Consider the following 21,830-nt stretch of genomic DNA (forward strand, 5'->3'; position numbering starts at 1 on the left):
TGAAAAAGGAACTGGAGGCGTTAAATATGAAAGTAACCGCAAACATCAAAAAAAAGATAGGATTCTTAATGGCATTTGTATGGGTGCTACAGATGGGCATGCCTATTTATGCAAATGTGAATACGACGGTAACCATAACGAAAGACACACCGGAGGTGACATTATCGGATGCCGGTGAGAGAATCTTTGACATCGGTTATAATTTTTCCGTATCTTATGAGCAAGTAACCACAGGTCTTGATATTGTTTTGGTTCTTGACCGTTCCAATTCTATGTTGCGTATTGATCCTTCTACCAATAAACCGGTTGCAGATGCTGTATGGAAAGCTGTTAATAAGTTTGTGAATGAAGTCTATGCAACTTACCCCGATTCCAATATGGCCATTGTTTCCTTTGGTACCAATGCCAATAAGAGCGACAATTGGAAATACTACAATAACAAAACAGAGACATTAAATGAGATCAAAAGTGTATTTAAGTATAGGGATCTCTACTATAATTATAACAGTAATTTCTCATCTTATTGGAACAACGGTTATAGATATGCTTGGGAATATTGGCAAATATCTGATGGTGCCACTAACATCAAGGAGTCTTTTGAATATGCAGAGAATACGGTAACAAAAAAACAAATTACAGGTGCCCCATCAGAACAAGATGTCATCATACTTTTTACAGATGGTGTGGCGACCCAAGGCGGTAGTACAAGTCAGAAAAACTTGAACTATCCTACTAGTCATAATACCAATACCACCGCAGCTTATCAAGCCGGACAATCAGCCCAGTCAGTAGCTGAAGTCATAGCCGTTGGGTATTTTGAAGGCATTGAATACGTAGCAACTAAGAATGTGGCAAGGGATACATTGGTCAAATCACAAAATGCAGGTCTTTTTGAGGCATCTCAAACAGGGCAACTTTCAGATATTTTTGATACTATTGTTGGCGACCTAAACTATGTAGGAACCAATGCAAAAGTGATAGAAACCATAGAAAGTGAGTTTGAAGTTGTTGATGGCAGTATACAACCACAAAATTATACATTAACCGTTGATGCACAGGGCAGACAAGTCATAACTTGGGATTTGGGCAATGTTGTTGATACCAATTATACTTTTGGGTATAAAGTTAAAGTTAAGGACCATGTGTATCCAACCGGTAGTGGTCAAGTTGAGATACCAATTAATGTGAACGCTACGCTAATATATAAGGATTTAAGTGGTAATACAATAACTGAACTGCTAGGGCAGAATGTGACCGCCATTCCGCCAAGGACCAATCAACCCCAAGTAAATGTGAATGTTACCTACGCAAACAATCAATTCGGTTATCTAGTTGGTGATATCATTCAGATGAACCATAGTCTTAGCTATAATAATGAAGCACCATTTGATTATAAAACCATTTATGTAAAAAACCTGACCAAATCCACGTCGGATCAGAATATTAGTGAGTTTATAACACTTCAGCCGGCAAGTACAGGGGTAGGTTGGGGTATGATCAATAATAAGTTATCCTTAAATATTCTAGAATCAAAAAGTGTGGTAGGAAGTGAGAACCTTACGTGGCAGAAGGAAGTACCATTAGAGCTTAAGGCTATAAAAGAAGGTAGCTTCAGATTAGACCACAATGTAGAGTATCAACTGACAAATTCAGTAGGCAATGTTTTTGACTACACTAACCTTGGCCTTGATCCCGCTGCCATTGATATTAAGGTGGGTCGACTCACCTTTGATTTTTCAGATGATTTTGACACAGCCATAACGGATGTAGAACTCTATATCAATGGGGTATTAAGACCTTATACTGTTGAAGATGGTGTTATCGTTGTTGAAGGCATTACCAGTGGTCTTCACAAAGTATCCATTCCGGTACCGAGTGGTTATCTGATGACAAGTCAAAGTGGTGGTATCAGTCTAGATAGTGATATGAATATGGTTTTTGATGCTGTACTAAGTCATGCAACGCCACAAATCGATAAGGTTGTTACGTTTGAACGCCTTAAGATTAAGGATATAGCCGTTACTACACTAGATGGTAGCTCAGAACACAATATCGATTTACTGAACGAACCAACACAAAGTAAAATCAGTTTCGAGTTAGTTAGACCATTGACCAAAGTAGAAATGACCTTGTTTGATGACTTTGCAGATTCCAACCATACATTTGTCTTAAACACATATTCAGGCGTCGCAGACGTAAGAAATGCTTCCGGAAATGTGGTGCCAGGATTTACAATGACGGATGGACGGCTCAGTTATAATGGTAGCCAATTACCTGCTGGAATTTACATGGCTTATGGCGTATTAACGCCACCATCCACCTTAGGCCATCAATTGGACTACGACTTTAAAGTTGGCATTAATGAGATTCGAACCAGAGAACAAGGTGATAGCACAGATCTTATGTCAACCATCACATCCAAGAGGCTAGACGTAGGTGTACTTGACACAGTGGCACCTGTAATAGATGTGGTAGTAGATCCACTTGAATCATCCGTTAATCTGATTAATCACAACATCACCATAAGCGACAAGACGACCATTGTGACCTATAAAGTCTTTGAAGGTAAGTTGACCTATAACCAGATATTAGCGGCAACGAATGAACAGTCCATTCGGGTTCTAAGTAATCTTGGCAATCAAGTATTACTTGATTCGGATATGAAAGTTACTTTATCAACGCAGCTTAACAAGTTTGTAGCTAAAGGTGCAATCACCATTTATGCCGTGGATGCATTTGGAAATTATAGTGTCAAAGTTGTAGAATATCTAAACGAAGAACTCAATGATTTGTTGGATCAAAACATTATGTAAGTACCTCCAATAATTTATGATAAATGTCATATTCAAATTGTGACAGAGCCAAAGAAGAAACGGTTGTGGATGTAAATCTATAGCCGTTTCTTTTGGCATGCCCTCTTAAGCTTTAGAATACTACAATTTAGTGGTAGTATGTACAAAAGCATCAAAGTACTCTATAATAGAGATATATGAAGGTTTGACCCTTGAACCATACTAAGATTAGGAAGTGAAGATAATGAAAATCGATCAAAAAGAAGTGTTACTGGATTTGTTTAAAGATAAAAAATACAGACCACTCAAATTAAAAGAATTAGCATTACTGCTAAACCTTTCAAAAAATGAAAAAAAAGAACTGGAACAATCCCTGCAGGCACTCATTCAGGAAGACAAGGTGATTCTTACCAAGCGCGGCAAATATATGATTAATGATGCGCCAGAGCCAATAATAGGAAGATTTGTTTCTCATCCTAAAGGCTTTGGTTTTGTGGTTATAGAAGGACAGGATGATGATATTTTCATTCCTGCCAAATATGTCAACACAGCCTTTCACAATGATACTGTGGCCATTAAGTTGCTTAAAGACAGCCGTGGCAAACGCCCTGAAGGTGAGATTGTCAAAGTGCTTGAAAGAGGCAAAGATACCCTAGTTGGGCTTTATGAACAAAGCGATAACTTTGGATTTGTCCGAGCAGACGACAAAAAAGTACAGAAAGATATCTATATAGCCAAATCCAACAGTATGATGGCCATGAAAGGCCATAAAGTTGTGGTTAAGGTTACGGACTGGGGCGGTGAAGACCGTAAACCAGAGGGTAAGATTGTTGAGATTATCGGTCACGTGGATGATCCGGATACTGCGATTTTGTCTATTGTTAAGAACTTAGAAATACCTACAGAGTTCCCGGATAGCGTCAAAAAACAAGTTTTATCTATCCCTACAGAAGTGCCTAAAGATGCAGCGGAAGGTAGACTGGATTACCGAAACATTCAGACAGTGACCATAGATGGAGAAGATGCCAAAGACTTAGATGACGCCATTACTATAGAGAAAATCGAACAAGGCTATCGTTTAGGGGTTCATATAGCTGATGTTAGCTATTATGTAAAAGAAGGCAGTGCTATGGATGAAGAAGCCCTTAATAGAAGCACCAGTGTCTATTTGGTAGATAGGGTCATCCCGATGTTACCAAGACAACTGTCTAATGGTATTTGTTCATTAAATTCAGGTGTAGACCGTTTGGCCCTTAGTTGTATTATGGACATTGACCAAGACGGCAAAGTTTTTAATTACACCATTAATGAAACCATTATTAACGTCGATGAGCGTATGACTTACACAGCGGTTTCTGGTATCTTAGAGAAATCAGATCCTGAATTAACAGAGCGCTACAAAGATTTTGTAGACATGTTCCATAGAATGGAAGGCTTAGCGGCCATACTCAGAGCAAAGAGAAAGCAAAGGGGTTCCATCGACTTTGATTTTCCGGAAGCTAAAGTCAAGCTGGATGAGTTTGGTGCACCTACTGAGATCTATGTTTATGAACGTAACGTGGCAACGAAGATTATTGAAGAGTTTATGCTACTGGCCAATGAAACCGTAGCTGAGCATTACTTCTGGCAAGAGATACCTTTTGTATATAGAAACCATGAAGAGCCGGACAATGAGCGTATACAAGCCCTTGGTAAGTTCATCTATAACTTTGGTTATCATATCAAAGGCAAAGAAGATGTCCACCCTAAAGAAATACAGAAACTTCTAATTGATATTGAAGGCAGCAAAGAGGAAGTCCTAATTAGCCGATTGGCCCTTAGATCTATGAAACAAGCCAAGTATGAAGTGGATTGTGAAGGTCACTATGGTCTTGCGGCTAAGTATTATAGCCATTTCACCTCACCGATTCGCCGTTATCCGGATTTACAGATTCATAGAATCATCAAAGAAAATCTAAAAGGTAAGATGAGCGATAAGCGCATCAGCCATTACAAGAAGATTTTGCCGGATGTTACCAAGCAGAACTCCGAGTATGAACGTCGTGCGGAAACAGCAGAACGTGAAACCATTAAGCTTAAAAAAGTGGAATACATGCAGCGTCATATTGGAGAAGTATTTACAGGTGTCATCTCCGGTGTTACCGGATGGGGACTCTATGTAGAACTGCCAAACACCATAGAAGGTCTTGTTCATGTCACCGCTCTAAATGATGATTATTATGTTCATGATGAGCTTAAGTACATGTATGTGGGTGAGCGCACCAAGAAAATCTATGCCCTTGGTGACTTAATCAATGTTAAAGTAGAGCGATGCAATGTAGAAGAACGCAACATTGATTTTTCTGTATCAGAAGAAGGACCAACAGAGGTTGCGAGCGAGACACTGGCGGTTTAGGTAACATAATTGTAATGGCTTTGCCCTTGTAATGCTTATAGAATATGTTATAATATGTCTTGCAGCATAGATTTGGAAGAAAGATTCAAGTGAATCTTTTAGTTGGAAAGAGTGTGAACCATGGCAAAAGAAGCTTATAAAATCATAGCGCAAAACAAAAAAGCCTATCACGATTATTTTATTGATGAGACCTATGAAGCAGGTATGGTACTTGCAGGAACAGAAGTCAAGTCTTTAAGACTAGGAAAAGGCAGCATAAAAGAGAGCTTTGTAAGGGTTATAGATGGTGAGATTTTTGTCACCAACATGCACATCACACCTTATGAAAAGGGTAATATCTTCAATAAGGACCCGATGAGAACCAGAAAGCTCTTGTTAAACCGTTATGAGATCAATAAGATCATGGGTGCGGTTGCCGTAAAAGGTTATACCATCATGCCACTCAAAATCTACCTAAAAAAAGGTCGAATGAAGATGGAGATTGGTTTGGCACGTGGTAAAAAGCTCCATGACAAACGACAAGACATCGCCAAAAAAGATCAAAAAAGAATGGCTGAAAAGCAATTCAAAGTTGATAATCTGTAGGTTACCTACTTATTATAAAGGTCCAAGAGACCGCCTGTAAACTCGGGGGTGTACAGGTTTCGACGGGGATCACTGCAGTGAAGGAAGCCATCCGTAGACACCGGAGCTACGTTAAAAGCTGGTAAAATTAAATTAAACGCTGAAGATAATTTAGCTTTCGCAGCCTAGGCTGCGGTGTCCTTCCTAGGCAACTCGCCACTTAGGGTCTGGGCAACGATTGGGCGAGGAACTTTTCTACCAATGCTTTGAGGTAGCAAAAGAACTTTATTAAGCTACTAAAACCATGAGCCTGTCATTAGGCGCTTGGCAGAGGGAATGTCAAATTAATGACTCTGATGGGAGAAACTTTCATGAACGGGTTTTCGGACAGGGGTTCGATTCCCCTCACCTCCATTAAAAGACGATTCACACAAAGTGTGAGTCGTTTTTTAATAGACGAAGAATCGAACGTGGCCAGAAAGCAAGGGTGCCAGTGGCACGCTTGCGGTGGGATTCCCCTCACCTCCATAACAAAATGACCCACTCACTAGAGTGGGTCATTTTTGTTATAGAGATTAGGTAAAGAATCGAACGTGGCCTGAGAGCAAGGGTGCCACTGGCACACATTTATAAAACCATATGACTTCGCTAGCTATTGCGATAGTGATTTGGTATAATATAGTCAAGAAAAAGTCGGAAGAAATATATGAAATATTTAAAAGGGCGATGACTAATTTGAAATTGTACCAGATGACTCGAAATCTTGATCCTCTCTTATATCGCCGAAGCACAGCGGAAGAAGATGCAAAACAAGGTTTTTTATCAAAATCAATTTTTCCTCTTTTTATTTTTATGTAAAATGAGGTTTTTTGTAGTGTCATTTGGTAAAGCAGGTCATATTGAATAATTTTCAATTTAACAGAATAAGCTAGAGGATGGAATACGAAGATTTCTAGAAGGAGAGAGCGACTTTGTATAAACAAAATAATAACAGAGGCCTATATTTTTCTGAAAAGATAACTGAATCAATGAATGGAATCTTCAATTATCCACTCACAATAGTGGAAGCACCTATGGGCTATGGAAAAACCATAGCGGTTAGGGAGCATCTTAACTTTGCCCATGCGAATGTTTTGTGGCAAAAGATTTATGACAGTTCGATTAATAGTTTCTGGAATGACCTCTGTTTTTTGTTTAGCAAAATCAATTCTAATTGTGCTCAAAGTCTTGCACGGCTTGGATTTCCTTTTGACAGATTATCTATGCGAGAGGTATTAAAACTTATTGAAGAAGTAGAAATACCTGAAAAAACAGTACTCTTTATTGATGATTACCACCATTTAAATGGAACTGAGGTGGGAAGGTTCATTGAATTTCTTGTAATTAATGAAATCGATAGATTTCATATTGTCTTAACAGCACGTTTTATTGATTTTCCCAATATTGAGGAACTTACACTAAAGGGCTATTTACTCTATATAAGAAAAGATCATCTAGAGCTTGTGCCAAATGAAATAGTTAAATACTATAGTGCATGCGGAGTCAGCATCAATAATAGTGATGCTGAAAAATTGTATGCTACCACAGAAGGTTGGATAAGTGCTTTGTACCTTTTACTGATTAACTATAAAACAGAGGGAAGATTTTTGACCACGAATAGCATTTATAAACTGGTTGACAACGCTATATACAAGCCACTTGCTCAAGAGGTAAAAGACTTTCTCATACATATGTGTATCTTTGATAGTTTTACCAAGACCCAAGCTGTATTCGTATGGGAAAATGAAGAAGCAAATCTTTTTTTAGAGGACATAACCAGAAAAAATCTTTTTGTCAATTATAATATCAACACCAAATCATATCATATACATCATATTTTTATTAATTTTCTTCAAAATATACTCGCGGAAAAGGATGCGAGTTATAAGGAAAAACTTAATAAGAGAGCTGGAGATTGGTATTTGAAAAATAATGAATATTTGGCCGCTATGCACTATTTTTATAAAGTTGGAGATTTTGAAAATCTGCTTTTGGCAGTCGAGCTTGATAAAGGTGAAAGTTTTTACCTAGAGCATAAAGAAGTGATTATAAAATATTTTGAAGAATGTCCTTACGAATACAAACAGGACAATTTAGTCGCATTGCTTGTTTATGCAATGACTTTAATAAGATTTAATGAAATGAGCTTGTTCCCAAAAGTATATGAAGAGGTCACCCTATTGATACAAAGCAGTAGCCTCAATCCTGTAAGTATGAATAATTTAATGGGAGAATTAGAATTTGTAAAAAGCTTTACTCGTTATAATCATATTATGGGCATGTCAGAACATCTTAAAAAGGCTTGCAAGCTTATGAATCGACCGTCAGTTTTTATAAATACAAAAAGTATCTGGACATTTGGTTCACCATCAGTGTTGCACTTATTCTATAGAGAGAGTGGAAAGCTGGAGCAAGAAGTCCATGCAATGAAAGAAATGATGCCTTATTACTATCAATTGACCAATGGACATGGGATGGGTTCTGAATATGTGATGGAAGCGGAGTGGTATTACAATAAGGGTGATTTTGAAAATGCAGAAATTGCAATAAATAAAGCACAAGTTCAGGCCAACATAATATTTCAACCGAACATAGTTATCTCTGCTCTTTTTTTACAGATTAAGTTGACCCTAGTAAAGGGTGATTATGCCCATGTACGATATTTATTTAACAAGATGCATGAAGAAATAGTAGAAAGTCAATTATATCCATTGATGTATACAATTGACATGTGTGTTGGTTTTGTGAATGCTTGCTTGAGACAAGATCGTAAGATACCTGAATGGCTGACCGAGGGTACCTTTAATTCGAGTCATCTTTTTTTTCCAGCGAGAGCCTTCTCTAATATAATCCTCGGAAGATTTTTTTTGATAAAAGGTGAATATTTGAAGCTTTTGGGCAATGTGGAATATTTTATTACTATTGCCTCTATTTTTCCTAGTATATTAGCCAAAATCTATACCATGATTTATGTTGCTGCAGCAGAAGAACACATATTTCGAAGGAGCGAAGCTATTGAAGCTTTAAAGAAAGCTCTTGATATGGCTGTTACTGATAAGGTATATATGCCCTTTGTAGAAAATTGTGATTACATACAGCCCCTCCTTGATGCATTATATCTGCACGATATTTATCGTGAGCATATTAAACAGATATTAGCAATCTATAAACCATATCATAATTCAATGGAACAAATTATTAGTAGGTATTTTATAGAGAGCAAGCCAAATCTGACTAAACGTGAAGAGGAAATAGCACAGCTTGCTGCAGAAGGATATTCAAATAAAAGAATAGGAGAAAGACTCTATATATCACCCAATACTGTAAAAACACAGCTTAAGAGTGTTTATGAAAAAATGGGTGTAAACTCACGTTTCCTTTTGAAACAGTATTTCGATGAAAACCCTAGAATGTAAAATCACCCATTTATATCACCCACTGGGTGATATAAATGGAAAATAATCCACGGTACATTTTATGTATGGTGGGTTATTTATTTAGGTGATGATTTGATCAGCTTCATCACAAAATCAGATAAGAGAGAACTACCGATGGGAGATTCAACTGGATACTAGAAGCTCATAATACTGAATACAAACTTACGATTTCTTGCATAGAGTAGAAGAGAACTTAAATCAAACTAGGCGTATTTAATTGATTATGAAGGAGGCAGATATTGGATAATTTGTATGACATTACAGTATGAATAGTTATAAGCGTTTAAGACATTCAAATCAATTATTTATATCACATAGAGTTAAATAATTGAAATCATGTGATATAAATTAATTTATTAATCATGAAAAAGGAGTGTAGATTTGATGAAAAAGATTTTATCAATGATCTTAGTATTGGCTTTGACTTTAGGAGTAGGTTTAGGTATTCCTGTAAGTGCTGAAGCAGGCGTACAAACAGGTGATTCACTTAAAATAGTAAATCCTGCGGGTGGCCCATATGTTATAGTGACCAATGTGGAAAATAGTTTGCTTGAATTTAATTATGGATGGAACAATGCGGATAAATTAGAATTTGAGCCTCTTGGTTATTACGTTGGAGTCTATAATTTGACAAAAAGTCATTATGAATGGGTTGATGAAGTAGTATTTACTGAGGCGGCTTCAAAAATAATGAAACTTAGTCAATCAACGGCACTCATTCCCGGAGATGAATACGTAATAAATTTCTTTGTACGTGATCATTATGCTGATCCAAATGATATATATGACGAAACTACGAATGGTGCTATTCTACAAGTATACTTTATAGCTCCATAGATACAGATAAAATAAAAAGTAGTTTAGAGTAAAGAAGTGAACAAAACTACCACATTAAGAAATCTTAATGTGGTAGTTTTTATTATATATAAATGTTAAAATGTATGGTAATGAGTACGCTTATAAAGTGTATTTAGGAATTTTGGTTAGAGTTAATGCAGAGACTTATTGTATGAGAGGGAAATCATGAACTTTAGAGAAAGACTTTTTAATTACAAAAAAATCTATGACTTAGACGGCAGTGAGGATCTCTTTTTGGCTGCCATGAGGGAATCTGTTGAACATCATAAAACCCATTGTGCTTTTTATAAAGAGCTGATACAAGACAAAGGATATACGACAGATCAATTAATAAGAGTAGAGGATATTGCATCTATTCCGACTATTCCTGTAGATTTTTTTAAGACCCATGAAGTAAAAAGTATAGAAAAAGATGACATAAAAATCCATGCCACATCCTCTGGAACAATGGGGCAAAAGAGTCAGATATTTATAGATAAAAGCACTCTAAAGCTAGGTACAAAAATGATTATAAAAGCCATGATATACCATAAGTTTGTCTCAATCATACCAACCAATTACCTAATACTTGGCTATGAACCCAAAACAGGTAATGAGATGGGGAATGTAAAAGTTCTCACGGGGATGACCAAGTTAGCGCCTGCTAAAGAGAAGGTTTTTGCTATTCGGTCCATAGGAGATGCCTATCAAATTGATTATTTTGGCGTCATGAACGCTTTGAAGCGCTATGCCAGACAAAAACTACCTGTGCGTATCATGGGGTTTCCTTCCTATCTATATATGATGTTAACGGCTATGAAAGAAATGAAAATACCGCCACTTAAACTCAATAAAAAATCTATAGTTTTTACAGGTGGTGGTTGGAAAAAGTATAACGACATGGCCATACAAAAAGAAGTGCTCTACGCTCTGATTGAAGAAATGCTTGGCATACCGGCTGAAAATTGTCGAGATTTCTATAGTGCAGTGGAACATAGTGTTGCTTACCCGGAGTGTCGTCATCATCACATGCATATACCAATCTGGAGCAGGGTGCTTATTCGTGATGTGAACACCCTCGAGCCATTGGGCTTCAATCAAGCCGGTTTTCTTAACTTTATTAGCCCTCTGGTATCCTCCATGCCCTTAAACTCAGTCCTCATGGGAGATATGGCAGTACTAAGAGATGGCAGTCAATGTGGGTGTGGAATCACAACACCCTATTTTGAAATATTAGGAAGAGCTGGTACCCGTTCGTCTAAAACGTGTACAACCTCGGCGAGCGAGTTGTTGGGAGGTCCAAATGGAACACATATTTAGAGGACGTGTGATTACAGGAAATGAATTAAATCATTATTTGTTAAAACTAGATGATACAATTAATCAGGACTTGATGTTACCACCAATAGATACAGAAATAGTCATAAGCGCCATCTGGAAACTTGTGGAACAAACGGATTTTGCGGATTTTAAGCAGCAGCTCATTGAAAATGGACAAGCGGATTGGAAAGCTGAAAGCTTGATCCAATCCATTAAGAAAAGTTTGACACCTACAGCCTTGCATCAAAAAATAGTTCGTGAATTAGGTGATGATTTTTATAAATGGGTGGAGGTAGAACCAGGCATACAAGAAAGGCAACAGCCACTAGGCGTTCTTTTTCATATTGGTGCAGGGAATGTCCTTGCTCTTTCAGTACTTAGTGTCCTAGAAGGCCTACTTACAGGTAACATCAATGTCTTAAAATTACCATCTTATGAAGGTGGCATCTCATTAACACTACTTAAGCGCTTAGTTATGATTGAGCCTAGACTCGCGCCTTATATCTATGTATTTGATATTTCTTCGGAAGATGTCGAGATATTAAAAAAATTAGGGAATGTTGCTGATGCTATTGTTGTATGGGGTTCAGATAATGCAATCCATGGCATCAGGCAAATAGCACCTGCCCATCTACCCATTATCCAGTGGGGGCACCGTCTGAGCTTTGCGTATTTAACACCAGGTCAACATTCAACCTCTTCACTCGAACAATTGGCAAAAGAAATATGTTTAAGTGACCAACAATTTTGCAGTTCACCTCAGTGCTTGTTTGTTGAAACAGATGACATGGCAGTCATAGATACATGCGCAAAAAAGCTTAAAGAGGCAATGACAGAAAAAGCAAAAAAATATCCGGCAGCAGCGATCCAAATCCATGACCTGGCAGAAATTACATGGACTAAAGAATTGGTTAAAATGGCTTCCTTACTTGGACAACAACAACTGGTTGAAAGCGACCATAAAGATTTTAGTATTATGATGGACAAGCAACCATCACTGAAAACATCACCACTGTATAGAAATATATGGCTTATGCCAATTAAACGGTCAGAGCTTTTAACCATACTTCGTATACATAAAGGCCATCTTCAAACAGCCGGTTTAGCTTGTCATGAAGAGGATTATGATGACTTATCTAATTTGTTCTACAGAGCAGGCGTAACCCGAGTAACAACATTTGGTAACATGTCACAAACCTATGTTGGAGAACCTCATGACGGAAAACCTACACTTTTGCAGTATACAAGAACCATCTGTAGAAATAAAAATTAAAATTTGACATGAGCAAAAAGTTGGTGAATTCTGACGGGTATGTCTCATTCTGATTAAACTTATGATGATTTTATAGATACTGTGAGTTAGACTTTAAAACCCAGTGCTAGTATAGTATACTGGATGAAAGATTAAACGACATACGGAGGCATTATGTTAATTGAAGTGCAAGGACAAACCATTCATTACACAAGTGTGGGAAAAGGACTTCCTCTTATTATACTTCATGGTCTATATTTGGACACCATCACCATGGAGCATGCAATAGAGGACACCACTATAAAATTAGATGGGTTTAAAAGAATCTATATTGATTTACCGGGTATGGGCCAATCACCAGCCCATAATCTTAAGAACACAACAGATACCATGATAAGGCTACTATCTGAAGTCATAGAAGTGCTCATAGGTGAACTTCCTTTTATTATTATAGGTTACTCTTATGGTGGATATTTGGCACAGGGGATTGCCAAGTTATTAAATGAACAAGTCATTGGTGAGGTACTCATATGTCCGGTTGTCATACCGGAATCTAACTTGAGAAAAAAAGCGCAAATAATCAATCAAGAGATTGATCATTCGTATTTTGTGACATTAAGTGAAGAAAAGCAAAAAAGCTATTTGAGTGAGATGGTGGTCATTAACAAGAGGACCTGTCAACGAACAGAAGCGGATTTCTCACGAGCAATCGCTTTGGCAGACAGATCCTTTCTTAAAGCCTTGTATGACAATGAATATCTAAGTACCATTATCGAGAACAGTCACATGATTCATCGCCATAAAACACTCATATTTCTAGGTTATCAGGATAATGTGGTGGGGTACAGAGATATGTTAAACCGGCTCAATAAGTACCCAAAAGCGACCGTCAGTTTGTTAACCAATGCAAGCCATTCCTTCTTCTTAGAACAACCGGATCAATTTGAGAATCTCTTGGATGCATGGCTTAGGAAGTATAAATAATTGGTTAAAGGGTCAAAACTAAGTTTCACTAAATTGAATACAATATATAGATTACGTTGATACTTTCATAATTATATATTGTATTCAAAAGTTCAACTATATAGTTTTGACACTTTAACCATAGTTGTCTACCAATAGTTGGAAGTGATAAAAGAGCTACTCAATTGAGTGGTTTTTTTATTCTCAAGGAAAGTCATACTTTAGTATTTGGCCTAAAAGCGTGGCAGAATACGTCAATGACCTTTCCCGTCGAACCGTTCAGAAATATGAGCAGAGCTCATAACGAAGCGGCTTCTTTTCATGATTTGTTGATAAAAAGAAGAAAAACTAAACATGGCTAAGTACAAGGATATCAGAGGTTTCTAATCTACTTTTAATCAAAAGAATGTGGTTGATTCAATTCTAGTAGGTTATAATTATAAGCGTGTAATATATTAATAAGGTGACTAGATTATTGAACCATTTAAAGACTGGGAGGGATTATGATCCATATAGAAAATGTAGTACTACGAAATGAAAGGCCTTCAGATTATAGAACGGTTGAAGAAATAACAAGAGAAGCTTTTTGGAATCACTATTGTCCTGGGTGTGATGAACATTATTTGTTGCACATCATGCGAGAGGCAGATTCATTTATTCATGAACTGAATATTGTTGCGGAAGTAGACGGCGAAATTGTCGGCAATATTGTTTACACCAAAGCTAAAATTGTTGACGATGACGGAGTTGATCACAGTGTGATTACATTTGGACCCTTATCTGTTTTGCCTACATTCCAGGGTAAGGGTATTGGCAGTCGGTTAATTGAATATACAAAGAAGAAGGCAAGAGAGCTTGGTTATAAAGCCATACTTATATATGGTGACCCGGACTATTATTCTAGGCTAGGATTCACCTCGGCAGAAAATTATAAGATTGGAACAGCGGATAATATGTATGCAGTTGCCCTTCAGGCAATAGAATTATATCCTGGAGCATTGTCACATATTAAGGGTCGATTTATAGAAGATAAGATTTATGATATAGATGAAAAAGCATCCAAAGAATTTGATCAAGGGTTTCCACCAAAAGAGCTACGGAGTAATCGACCATCCCAAACAAAGTTTCAAGAAATTATAAAAATGAGGATTCCAAGATAAGGTGCATAGGAGATTTTAAAAGGAAGGTGATTATTTTGGTACATTTAGTTTATTGTGATCACAAGGAAAAGGTATTGGACAAAATCTTAGAGGGTTCTAAGACGATGATTATTCGTGCAGCGGCAGGTAGGAAAATCCCTCATAGCCGAGTATTTGAAGATGAAACTTTATATTTTATGAAAAAGGGCACACATAAAATAACCGCTTTAGCTAGGGTTAAAAGTGTTCAAAACCACGTGAAATTAACAGAAGAGCAGATAAATCAAATCTTAGAGGAAAACCAAAGTAAGCTGAATCTGTCAAAGAAACAACAAGAGCGTTGGCATAAAAAGTGTATGTGTCTTGTTGAGTTTCAGGATGTAAAGGAAATAGAACCACTTGATTTTGATCATCAGGGGAACATGGATGACTGGCTCATCCTTGAAAAAATTGAAGACGTGGTTGTAGGTACGAGTATACCTTACAACTATGAAAAGTCAAAATTCTAGTTCGAATTAAGTAAAGTATTATATACAGAGTAAAAGAAAGATACGGGGAAATAAAATGAATTATTTAGGGTTAGCACTGGTATTTTTTGGAGTATTCTTTTTGGCTTATTCAGAAATGACTAAGAACAAGGTGAATATGTACAACAAAAAAATAATTCAGCGTTCTTTGATTAAAGAAGAACAATTTTTAAAGATTCAGAGAGTTTTGATGATTGTGAATTCTATAGGTATGATTTTATTTGGATTTATAGTCTTACTTTATAATCTGCGAGACTTATACGTTGTCGCATATCCATTTCTATTTCATATGATTAATTATTCAATCATACCTATTAGTAGACGAAAATAATAGTGGTCAAAAGTGTTTTGAGTTTGTTGAAGCGTTAATTGGAATGAGATAAGATGAAAAGTGATACAAGTAGACTGAGAACACTCTATTGAGCCTGTGAAAGGAACAGAATGTTGTATAAATATATACTATTTGATTTGGATGGTACTTTAACGGACCCTAAAACAGGTATAACAAGATCTGTAGCTTATGCATTAAAAAAAACAAAAAACATAGATGCTAATTTAGATGACCTGACAATATTTATAGGACCACCATTAAAAGAATCGTTTATGGACTTTTATGATTTTACAGAAGAAGAGGCAAAAGAAGCTATTTTATATTATAGAGAATATTTTGTGGATCATGGTATATATGAGAATGAAATCTATGAAGGCATTGAAGAATTATTAGAAGATTTGCAAAAAACCAATACTTATGTGCTGGCTGTAGCGACATCAAAACCAACAAAATTTGCTGAGCTCATTATCAAGCATTTTGGTTTAGATGAATATTTTACCAGTATTGTTGGGAGCAATCTTGATGGAACGAGAACTAAAAAATCAGAAGTGATAGAAGAAGTTCTGTTAAGACTCTCAATAAAAGACAAGCGAGAAGTCGTCATGATTGGCGATAGACAACATGATATACTGGGTGCAAAAGAAATGGTTATTGATTCAATAGGTGTAACGTATGGGTATGGTACATACGATGAACTGAAAAGAGCAGGTGCTAATTATATTGTAAATAGCATTCAAGGTTTAAAAGATTTAGTATTAGGTTGATTCTGTGTTTTTTAAGTTATATTTAAAATAGCCTTAATTTCAAGAGCAGATTATGTTAACATGGTACTAAGTATTTGTAACTATGAATCTGAGTATTGAAAGTGAAAAGTGATTTATGTCGAATCGAAAAATAAAGTATTTTATTATAGGGTCCCTAACATTTTATTTTGGATGGTTATTATCCTTCCCTTTTTATGGACCGGTCTATTTCTCGGCGTCTCCCCAAATGTCTTTTATGGGATTGACTTTGGTGATGCTTTTTGTAGGTGCTCATACCATAACGCATTTTGTTGTTGGCTTTACATTTAGGCAAGAAGACCAATGGTATAAAATCATGACAGTGAGTCTTGGGGTAACCCTCGTTACGAATATTTTATTTATGTTAGATCAACCATGGTTATGGGTTATAGGCATGGTGATACTTGGTATAGCTTCATCACTTTATACCATAGGATGGAGCATATTATTTTCTCTAACAGGACAGACACAGGAACGTATTAAGATTATGGTTATTATTATGATAAGCTCTAATCTCGTCCTGTTGTTCTTCACGCTGTTGAAAAATGCTTTGCCTTCAAAAGTACTTTTGGGTCTTACGAATCTGCCACTTATAATTACCTGCATTGTACTTGTTAAGTCGGGTCACTTTTTTGAAGAGAATGTTTTAAGCAACTATGTTAAACTACCAATATCAAAACCCTTATTATTATTGTTCTCATTGTTTGTTTTCAGCATTTATCTTAATGGCGGCTTAATGTATTCAATTATGTTACCGGCGTTAAGTGCTGAATTTTTTATGATTAATTACTATCCATTTGTGGTATATGTATTTGTTTTATTGGTTATTTATAGATTGTATAAATCGGTCAATAGCGCTTTATTGATTTATATTGGTATGTCTGTACTTGGCCTTGCTTTTATCACGTTTGCACTTTTTAATCACAATACCTCAGGCTATCTTTTAACCATAGGTTTTATGGAGTCGTCTTTTGCCTTAATTGATTTGTTTTTATGGACAACTTTATGTATATTGGCCTTCGTATATGGAGCTCCTTTTCAAATATTTGGTATCTTACTAGGGGCCAACACAGCCAGTATATTCATTGGAGATTTAATAGGCAAACGCCTCATTCATGCTGAAGATAACCTTTATTTTGTAACAGCTTTGCTATCCGCTACAAGTATTTTATTAGCCATTATTGTTATACCCTGGTTGATGCAATCTTTTAATCATAAGTTTGAGCTATTTTCCCAAGAGGATTCCAGTAGAATAATAATGAATGTAGATACACCTATTGATATTCTTATGGCTTATTTACCGAATGGAAAAACAATTACAGATAGAGAAACGGAAGTCATCCATCTGGTGCTACAAGGTATGACAAACAAAGAAATTGCACGGCAATTGTTTATTACGGATCATACAGTAAAGACGCATATGAAAAATATTTGCAACAAGTTCGGTGTGAGTCGAAAAAAGGAACTGATTTATTTGGCAACAAGAAAAGAATAAGAAAATATATAATAGAGGTTAAAAGTGTTAAATATAGCCACAATTCATGAATATCCTCCTAAAAGGGGGATGTTTTTTTGGGTAAAAACGGTATGATTAAGGCAGGGATTTGGGGGACTCAATTAAGAAGATTGACTTCATCGAGTTACATATTTTTAAGAATTAGATGGGGTGAAGTCCGTCTTCAAGAAATGACACTAGAATGTTCGTTCACAAAAAAAGAGAGGATGTTTATATGAAAAGAAGACCGATAGCAGTTTTTATTGCCATGATTTTATTATTTAGTATTTTAGTGGTTCCAAATGTAGCAGAAGCAAATACGGAGGGTTACTGGCAACTAAAAGAGACAAAATATTTGGTGGGTAGTAAAGAAGAGGTAGGTGACCGGACTTGGTCTTCTAGAGGTGAAGCTACACCATTTACTTACCATAGCCTTAACGCTCAGCCGCGCACGGTAGAAGCCTTGCGAAGAGATGGGGAAGGGGTTAAAAGAGGTACTGTCACGTATCCTGCAACCGTGTTGAGAACAAAATGGAACTGGTCAGAACCTGCTACGACTATAAGGTCAGGACAACCTATAGCTATCAGTGTTACAGGTGAAGTGCTTGAGTTTAATCAGGGTTGGCAAGAACCTACGCACCATATTAGTGCACGCTATGGGAACACGATATTCAAAATCAACCAGACAGAGTATCAGACCTTGGGACTTGGTGGAGCATTGGCATCGTCTTATGCAATGAATCTGGGGACGTCTGGTAGGCACTCTCATTCTTTGAACCTAAGAAACGGTTTGCCTGTTGGTTCAGTAGGCCAAACCATTTGGATAGGTGTTACTGTTAGCAGTGGTGCACAAACAGTTTCAGAGCAATACCATTACGAGTGGCAACAGGGAGGTATACCGACACCTATATCGGCACCACAACCGGGTGCAGTAAGTGGGGCTGCATTGGAGTTTGATTCAGGTGTTCGTTTGGAATGGCCTGAAGCATCCGGCTTGGGCTATAGGATATTTAGATCTACCAATAGGAGCCAATTAGGTATTTCCATTACAGATTTTTATGTCACAAACAGACGTATCGTAGATGTGAATGTGTTACCCAATACAGACTACATCTATACGATAAAACCGGTATTGGGAGAAGCAAACCCAATACAAGGTGTAGAAGAACGTCTAGGAAACACCATAGCGACATTGGAAGTACGAACCGGCAATAGAATTGAAAATGTCGGTCAGCAAAAAGGCTATATCATATTGCAACTGGATAACCCGATAATGAATGTTAATGGGGATAATCAGGAAATCGACTTTGGAAGAGGGACAGCACCCATAATAATTGCCAATAGGAGTATGGTGCCTATTCGAGCTATAGTAGAAGCAATGGGTGGAAGTATTGATTGGGATGGAAATGAGAAGAAAATAACATTAAATGCAAGAGGTAACCGAGTAGAGATGTGGCTAAACCGTGATGAAATCAGAAGAAATGGCGCCAATAGCCGTATGGATGTTGTGCCAATCTCCCAAGGCGGCCGTACATTTGTTCCTGTTAGATTTGCTTCAGAGAACTTAGGGGCGAAGGCTGACTGGATAAACAGTACAAAAGAAGTAGTTATAGTATTTACGAATTAGAGACTACACTAAACCATAAATAAAAAATTGCTTTTCTAAATTTGTATTTAGGAAAGCAATTTTTTTAAGTATTTTTCTAATATGAGATAGAGCAAAAGGCTATACGGATCAATTGGTATTTGGTCAAACATGGAAGAATAATAAATGTAGATTGAACTAACCATACAAGTAAAGTACAATGAGTATTAAGTGGGTGTGTTTTACCATGACACTTCATGGATATAAAAAACTCAATATTGACTTAAGTATATAGATGTCTATATCAGGAGGAGAAATAATGGAAATAATCATGTTAGTAGCCGGCATAATAGTAGGATTATCGTTAGGTTGGTTCATAGCTAAATCGAAAATAACATCAAAACATCAATCGGACAAGGAAAACAGTCAGAAAAAATATAATGAACTTGAAGTGGAAGCGGCTACGTATAGAGCAACTATGCATGCTCAATTAGAAGCGGCAAAGGAAAAAATAGTCGAACTGGAAAAAGAGGGCGTTATGGCAGAAGATCAACTAACAACTATGCGTCTTGAATTAAAAGACAATCATCAGGAGTTAGCTAGGACAAAAGCCAATCAAGATGCAACCCTGATGATACTAGATGAGAAGCAAAAAGAGGTAACTTCCCTAAAAGATGAGATGCAAAGCTTAAAGGCGGACTTGAATCAGACGCATCAGTTACTCGCTATCGAAAAAGCCAATAATGAAGCCCTAGTTGAAAAACTAAAGGGTCAAATGGATGCCATGGAAGAAATGGGTAAGAAATTCAATCTGGAATTTGAGAATATTGCTAACAAAATATTTGACACAAAAACAGAAAGATTTACAGAACTAAATAAAACAAACTTAAGAAATATTTTGGAACCCCTTGGAAAAAATATTGAGGATTTTAGAAAACAAGTAGATGATGTCTATAACATGGAATCAAAAGAACGGTTTTCACTGGGTGAGAGGGTCAAGGAGTTAGCCGTTCTTAATCAGGAGATTAGCCAAGAAGCCAAAAATCTAACAAAAGCATTAAAAGGCGAAGCAAAGACCCAAGGTCGTTGGGGAGAAATGATTCTGGAAAGCATTCTGGAAAAATCAGGCCTTAGAAAAAACGAACAGTATTTTATTGAACATGAATTATTGGATGACAATGGTAAGGCGATACGTTCTGATTTGGAAGGCAAGAAAATGCGGCCGGATGCCGTGATCAAATACCCAGACAATAGGAATGTTATCATTGACTCTAAAGTATCATTAAACGCCTTTACCAGATTGATTGCAGCTGATGATGTGGATGAACAGAAAAAAGAATTGGATGCACATCTGTCAGCTATAAAAAATCATATTATATCATTAAGTGCCAAAGGCTATGACGATTATGATAAGGCTCTGGATTTTGTAATGATGTTCATCCCCAGTGAACCGGCTTATATCACTGCGTTACAGGGAGATTCGGACTTGTGGAACTTTGCTTATGATAAGAGAATCTTACTTCTTAGTCCGACAAATCTCATCACATCTTTGAAAATGATTGTAGATTTATGGAAGCGAGAATATCAGAACAGAAATTCTCTTGAGATTGCAGAAAGAGGGGCTAAGTTATATGACAAATTCGTAGGTTTTGTGGAAAATATGGATGCAGTAGGGCAGTCGATTGATAAAGCTGGGGAAAAGTATAGAAGCGCATACAAGCAGTTAAGCACTGGTAATGACAACTTGGTTGCACAAGCCACTAAGTTAAAAAACCTAGGTCTTAAGACAAAAAAAGAGCTGTCCAACGAATTAGTACGTGATATGGACCTCATCGAGTAACAGACAAATCGGACATGTAATATCCATCTGAATATATGATATAATAGTATAAAAGGGTTTTATATGGCATTGACCATACAATTTCTAATTAGTAAAAAACTAAAAGCTAGTCTTAACCACTCATATCAAATTTATAAGGAGGTTTCATAATGAAACGATGTCAAGAATGTTTAGAAAAATGTATGTCCGTTACAGATACTTATATGAAGGAATCAACATGGAAAGACTTAGCACTCATTAAGTTGTGTGTATTTACTGTAGGTATGTTGATGGGATTTTGTGTACCTAAAAAACATAAAACTGTCTATAGCATCATAGGTGCATTGATTATTGGTGTGACATTGACACCGATTATGATGAAGTTTGTACCGATGTTGATGGATGAATTTGAAGATTTTTAACAACAACGAATAGATTATCTAGCTAAAACCATTAATGGTTTTAGCTTTTTTTATTCTCTAGGAAGGTCCTATCATAGGTAAGATTGCTTAGAGGGACTTAATGGAAAATTAATATGAAAATGATATAATTA

The 21,830-nt window shown here is 36.6% G+C and carries 15 protein-coding genes and 1 other RNA gene; all 16 read left to right on the forward strand.

The annotated features are described in order from the left end of the window. Window positions 1-26: 26 nt before the first annotated feature. Window positions 27-2,813 (forward strand): vWA domain-containing protein, encoded by a 2,787-nt coding sequence (locus PATL70BA_RS14360; RefSeq protein ID WP_125138023.1) that lies wholly within the window; start codon window positions 27-29, stop codon window positions 2,811-2,813. 223 nt (window positions 2,814-3,036) lie between these two features. Beyond that, window positions 3,037-5,187: a ribonuclease R gene (rnr, locus tag PATL70BA_RS14365; RefSeq protein ID WP_125138024.1), complete on the forward strand. Its 2,151-nt coding sequence runs from the start codon at window positions 3,037-3,039 to the stop codon at window positions 5,185-5,187. A gap of 120 nt (window positions 5,188-5,307) precedes the next feature. After that, window positions 5,308-5,772 carry an SsrA-binding protein SmpB gene (gene smpB, locus PATL70BA_RS14370; protein WP_125138025.1) on the forward strand — a complete coding sequence of 155 codons (465 nt, stop codon included), beginning with the start codon at window positions 5,308-5,310 and terminating at the stop codon, window positions 5,770-5,772. A 44-nt stretch (window positions 5,773-5,816) separates the two neighbouring features. Beyond that, window positions 5,817-6,168, forward strand: a transfer-messenger RNA (tmRNA) gene (gene ssrA / locus PATL70BA_RS14375). 554 nt (window positions 6,169-6,722) lie between these two features. Continuing rightward, a complete protein-coding gene (locus tag PATL70BA_RS14380) occupies window positions 6,723-9,206 on the forward strand; it encodes a LuxR C-terminal-related transcriptional regulator (protein ID WP_243115927.1) in 2,484 nt (827 codons plus the stop codon). A 405-nt stretch (window positions 9,207-9,611) separates the two neighbouring features. Then, window positions 9,612-10,064, forward strand: coding sequence for a hypothetical protein (locus tag PATL70BA_RS14385; RefSeq protein WP_172596264.1), 453 nt, complete (start codon window positions 9,612-9,614; stop codon window positions 10,062-10,064). Between the two features lie 186 nt (window positions 10,065-10,250). Next, entirely contained in the window at window positions 10,251-11,384 is a 1,134-nt protein-coding gene (locus PATL70BA_RS14390; protein ID WP_125138027.1) for a LuxE/PaaK family acyltransferase, read from the forward strand. Further along, window positions 11,368-12,657 carry an acyl-CoA reductase gene (locus tag PATL70BA_RS14395; RefSeq protein WP_125138028.1) on the forward strand — a complete coding sequence of 430 codons (1,290 nt, stop codon included), beginning with the start codon at window positions 11,368-11,370 and terminating at the stop codon, window positions 12,655-12,657. The genes PATL70BA_RS14390 and PATL70BA_RS14395 overlap by 17 nt, the downstream gene beginning before the upstream one ends. A gap of 153 nt (window positions 12,658-12,810) precedes the next feature. Next, the gene (locus PATL70BA_RS14400; RefSeq protein ID WP_125138029.1) at window positions 12,811-13,620 is read left to right on the forward strand and encodes an alpha/beta fold hydrolase; all 810 of its coding nucleotides are present in this window, start codon (window positions 12,811-12,813) and stop codon (window positions 13,618-13,620) included. Between the two features lie 482 nt (window positions 13,621-14,102). Further along, complete coding sequence (locus tag PATL70BA_RS14405; protein ID WP_125138030.1) at window positions 14,103-14,759, forward strand: GNAT family N-acetyltransferase; 657 nt, start codon at window positions 14,103-14,105, stop codon at window positions 14,757-14,759. 26 nt (window positions 14,760-14,785) lie between these two features. Then, complete coding sequence (locus tag PATL70BA_RS14410; RefSeq protein WP_334295022.1) at window positions 14,786-15,247, forward strand: hypothetical protein; 462 nt, start codon at window positions 14,786-14,788, stop codon at window positions 15,245-15,247. Window positions 15,248-15,706: 459 nt separating this feature from the next. Beyond that, complete coding sequence (locus PATL70BA_RS14415) at window positions 15,707-16,360, forward strand: HAD-IA family hydrolase (protein ID WP_125138032.1); 654 nt, start codon at window positions 15,707-15,709, stop codon at window positions 16,358-16,360. Between the two features lie 235 nt (window positions 16,361-16,595). Further along, window positions 16,596-17,873 (forward strand): response regulator transcription factor, encoded by a 1,278-nt coding sequence (locus tag PATL70BA_RS14420; protein ID WP_172596265.1) that lies wholly within the window; start codon window positions 16,596-16,598, stop codon window positions 17,871-17,873. A gap of 235 nt (window positions 17,874-18,108) precedes the next feature. After that, window positions 18,109-19,500 (forward strand): copper amine oxidase N-terminal domain-containing protein, encoded by a 1,392-nt coding sequence (locus tag PATL70BA_RS14425; protein ID WP_172596266.1) that lies wholly within the window; start codon window positions 18,109-18,111, stop codon window positions 19,498-19,500. 277 nt (window positions 19,501-19,777) lie between these two features. Beyond that, window positions 19,778-21,298, forward strand: coding sequence for a DNA recombination protein RmuC (gene rmuC / locus PATL70BA_RS14430; protein ID WP_125138035.1), 1,521 nt, complete (start codon window positions 19,778-19,780; stop codon window positions 21,296-21,298). Between the two features lie 149 nt (window positions 21,299-21,447). Next, window positions 21,448-21,699 carry a permease of phosphate ABC transporter gene (locus PATL70BA_RS14435; protein WP_125138036.1) on the forward strand — a complete coding sequence of 84 codons (252 nt, stop codon included), beginning with the start codon at window positions 21,448-21,450 and terminating at the stop codon, window positions 21,697-21,699. Window positions 21,700-21,830 lie beyond the last annotated feature (131 nt).

This window comes from Petrocella atlantisensis (assembly GCF_900538275.1).
Lineage (GTDB): Bacteria > Bacillota > Clostridia > Lachnospirales > Vallitaleaceae > Petrocella > Petrocella atlantisensis.

What these genes read in the sequence shown, in the direction of transcription:
- PATL70BA_RS14360 (WP_125138023.1), top strand. Translation starts at nt 27, where the DNA reads ATGAAAGTAACCGCAAACATCAAAAAAAAGATAGGATTCTTAATGGCA.
- rnr (WP_125138024.1), top strand. Translation starts at nt 3,037, where the DNA reads ATGAAAATCGATCAAAAAGAAGTGTTACTGGATTTGTTTAAAGATAAA.
- smpB (WP_125138025.1), top strand. Translation starts at nt 5,308, where the DNA reads ATGGCAAAAGAAGCTTATAAAATCATAGCGCAAAACAAAAAAGCCTAT.
- PATL70BA_RS14385 (WP_172596264.1), top strand. Translation starts at nt 9,612, where the DNA reads ATGAAAAAGATTTTATCAATGATCTTAGTATTGGCTTTGACTTTAGGA.
- PATL70BA_RS14390 (WP_125138027.1), top strand. Translation starts at nt 10,251, where the DNA reads ATGAACTTTAGAGAAAGACTTTTTAATTACAAAAAAATCTATGACTTA.
- PATL70BA_RS14395 (WP_125138028.1), top strand. Translation starts at nt 11,368, where the DNA reads ATGGAACACATATTTAGAGGACGTGTGATTACAGGAAATGAATTAAAT.
- PATL70BA_RS14400 (WP_125138029.1), top strand. Translation starts at nt 12,811, where the DNA reads ATGTTAATTGAAGTGCAAGGACAAACCATTCATTACACAAGTGTGGGA.
- PATL70BA_RS14405 (WP_125138030.1), top strand. Translation starts at nt 14,103, where the DNA reads ATGATCCATATAGAAAATGTAGTACTACGAAATGAAAGGCCTTCAGAT.
- PATL70BA_RS14415 (WP_125138032.1), top strand. Translation starts at nt 15,707, where the DNA reads ATGTTGTATAAATATATACTATTTGATTTGGATGGTACTTTAACGGAC.
- PATL70BA_RS14420 (WP_172596265.1), top strand. Translation starts at nt 16,596, where the DNA reads ATGGGATTGACTTTGGTGATGCTTTTTGTAGGTGCTCATACCATAACG.
- PATL70BA_RS14425 (WP_172596266.1), top strand. Translation starts at nt 18,109, where the DNA reads ATGAAAAGAAGACCGATAGCAGTTTTTATTGCCATGATTTTATTATTT.
- rmuC (WP_125138035.1), top strand. Translation starts at nt 19,778, where the DNA reads ATGGAAATAATCATGTTAGTAGCCGGCATAATAGTAGGATTATCGTTA.
- PATL70BA_RS14435 (WP_125138036.1), top strand. Translation starts at nt 21,448, where the DNA reads ATGAAACGATGTCAAGAATGTTTAGAAAAATGTATGTCCGTTACAGAT.